Origin of the sequence: Bradyrhizobium sp., from assembly GCF_049512235.1 — a bacterium.
GTDB lineage: Bacteria > Pseudomonadota > Alphaproteobacteria > Rhizobiales > Xanthobacteraceae > Bradyrhizobium.
The window spans coordinates 1-2,595 of the sequence record NZ_JBEKXH010000717.1; the positions used below are offsets into that span (position 1 = coordinate 1).

Here is a 2,595-nt window from a genome sequence, read left to right on the forward strand (position 1 = left end):
CGACCTCATCGCCGCAGCCGGACGGCGCATGAACGAGCGAGGCTTGCAGCCTTCGATCGCCGCTTTGAACCCAAACCATCGCGGCTGCCGCGCCAAAATCGTCCGGCCGTTGCGTGCCGTTCTTGTGGAGTATCATGAGGTTGTTCTCGGCGGCGCGGAGCGCGATCCCGCGCAGCGCCAGCGCGGATGCGATCAAGGCCAAGAGAACGACTATGGAGCCGATGATGGCCAGGCGGCGTCCGGTCATGGAAAGGACCTTCATGATCGCGACCAACACCCTCTACTGCAACAACAATCCGTGAAACCCCTAACCATCATGGAGTAAAAATGCCGGCCGCATTGAGCAATTTTGCTCAGACCATCCCGGTCGCCGCGCGTATGTTTGCCAGACCCGGTCAGGTACGGCCGATTTTTGCTGTTCTCATCGCGCGGGGCTGATGGCGGCAGAGATCGGCATAGGCTTGGCGTGTTTCAAAGGCTCAAAGGCTTGGCCGGTTTCAAGGGCCAGGACCTTGATAGCTTGGCCGCGTTTGCCTGTAGCCCGGCTGGAGTAGGGTTGTCCCTTTATCGTCGCGTCGTCGCAGCGCAGGTCCTGCGAAGGCCGATGCGAACGGTTTTCGGATGAACCGAGCCACCGCCGACCTGCGGAGCATCGCCCAGCGTCTCATCGATTACGAGACGCGGAAGAATGATCCCTCCGAGACAAAGAACATCGCGACTTTTCAGGTGACCGAGCGGCTCCGTCCGCATCTGGCGACGCTGATGGGAAACGGCGGGTTTCGCGCCCTGTTCGCCCGCGCGCTGGTGCTGGCCTGCGAAGAGGTGCCGTGGCTGCGCCAGGTTCAGGTCAACGCGGACGGCACCCTGGATGGATTGGAGGCGTCTCATGCCGGTCTCACGCCGGCCCAATTTCGCGAAGGCCGGGTCGTTCTGCTGGCCCACTTGCTGGGCTTGCTGGTGGCCTTGATCGGCCCGGGTTTAACGTCACGCCTGGTAGGCGAGATCTGGCCGCAACTTGCCGCCGAAAAAGTGGATTTCGGCAACGGAGACAAGCCATGAAGAAGTCAAAGCGGACCGCCAAGCTTTCGCGGCCGCAACCCGCCCCGCAGAAAGCCGCCTCGGCGAAACAACGCGTGCGCGATCCGGCCAAAGTCAGGATTCGCCAGCTTTCGACCGGTGTGCCGGGGCTCGACGACATCCTCGGCGGCGGCATTCCGGAATTTTCTCTCAACGTGCTGGCGGGCGCGCCCGGTTGCGGCAAAACCACGCTGGTGCATCAGATCGCCTTCGCCAATGCGACGACGAAGAAACCGGCGCTGTATTTCACCGTGCTCGGCGAACCGGTGCTCAAGATGATGCGTTATCAGCAACAGTTCTCCTTCTTCGACGGCGCCAAGGTCGGCAACGCCGTCCGTTTCATCAACCTGTCCGACCTCGCACTGGAGAAGGATCTGGCCGCGGTGCTGGAAGAGATCATCGCGCAGGTCACCGCCGCCAACGCCGGCGTCGTGGTGATGGATTCGTTTCGTACGCTCGCCCGCAAGGCGATCAGCGATGTCGGCGAAGTGGAGGTGCAATCGTTCCTGCACCGCCTCGCCCAGTTCCTGACCAGTTGGGAAGCCACGACGTTCCTGGTCGGCGAATATCTCGAAGATGAAATCCGCGACAATTCGCTGTTCACGATGGTGGACGGGATCCTCTGGCTGTCTCAGGTCACCGAGCGGAACTCGGTGGTGCGGAAGCTGCAGGTCATGAAGCTGCGCGGCCAGGCCACGGTGCCGGGGCTGCACACCGTCCGCATCACCAGTGACGGGGTGCAGACGTTCCCGCGCACGCTGGGCCTGATGGGCGACAAGCCGAAACCGGCGCGGCGGCAGCGCCTTTCCACCGGCATTCCCGAACTGGACAAGATGCTGGGCGGGGGCATACTCGAAGGCGATAGTGTCCTGGTGGCCGGGCCGTCCGGCACCGGTAAATCGGCCCTGGCGACGCAGTTCATTGCCGAGGGACTGCGCCGGGGGGAAGCGGCCGTCATGGCGATTTTCGAGGAGCGTCCGGAAGGCTACACGCAGCGCGCCGATAGTTTCGGCCTCGACCTGAAGTTGGCGGAACAAAAGGGATCGCTGGAACTTCTTTACCTGCGTCCGCTCGACCTGTCGGTGGACGAAACCATGCAGGCGATCTTGGAGGCCATCAAAAGGGTCGGCGCAAAACGGCTGGTGATCGATTCGCTGGTCGGTTTCGAGATGGCGCTGGCGCCGGGCTTCCGCACCGACTTTCGGGAATCGCTCTACCGGATGATCGGCGCGCTGACCGGAGCCGGAATCACCATCCTCAGCACCGTCGAGGTCGAGGACAATTTTACTTCGCTTCAGTTCAGCCACTATGCAATTTCGTTTCTCACCGACGACATTGTGCGGCTGCGTTACGTGGAAATCGACGGTCAGCTGCGCAAGACCATGGTCGTCATCAAGATGCGCGGCGGCAATCACAGCAAGGACATCCGCGAATATGTCATCACGAACAAAGGTGTGGTGGTCATCCACCCACGCCAGACCGACTATACGGGCCTGACCACCGGAATACCGAAGCGAA

General features: G+C 61.9%; 3 protein-coding genes. 2 read left to right on the plus strand and 1 reads right to left on the minus strand.

The genetic code is table 11. From position 1 onward, the window contains the following. The coding region (locus ABSG20_RS34360; protein WP_423868878.1) for a hypothetical protein at positions 1-247 on the minus strand (247 nt) is incomplete at its 3' end. 374 nt (positions 248-621) lie between these two features. On the opposite strand from ABSG20_RS34360, the gene ABSG20_RS34365 reads away from it, so the two are divergent. Together ABSG20_RS34365 and ABSG20_RS34370 are read left to right on the plus strand one after the other, a co-directional pair. Continuing rightward, positions 622-1,059: a hypothetical protein gene (locus tag ABSG20_RS34365; protein WP_423868879.1), complete on the plus strand. Its 438-nt coding sequence runs from the start codon at positions 622-624 to the stop codon at positions 1,057-1,059. A gap of 74 nt (positions 1,060-1,133) precedes the next feature. Beyond that, positions 1,134-2,595, plus strand: a 1,462-nt coding sequence (locus ABSG20_RS34370; protein ID WP_423868880.1) for a DUF7125 family protein, incomplete at its 3' end; no start/stop codon positions are given.

Excerpts from the sequence above, each read along its gene's own strand:
- ABSG20_RS34365 (WP_423868879.1), top strand. The coding sequence starts at position 622 with ATGAACCGAGCCACCGCCGACCTGCGGAGCATCGCCCAGCGTCTCATC.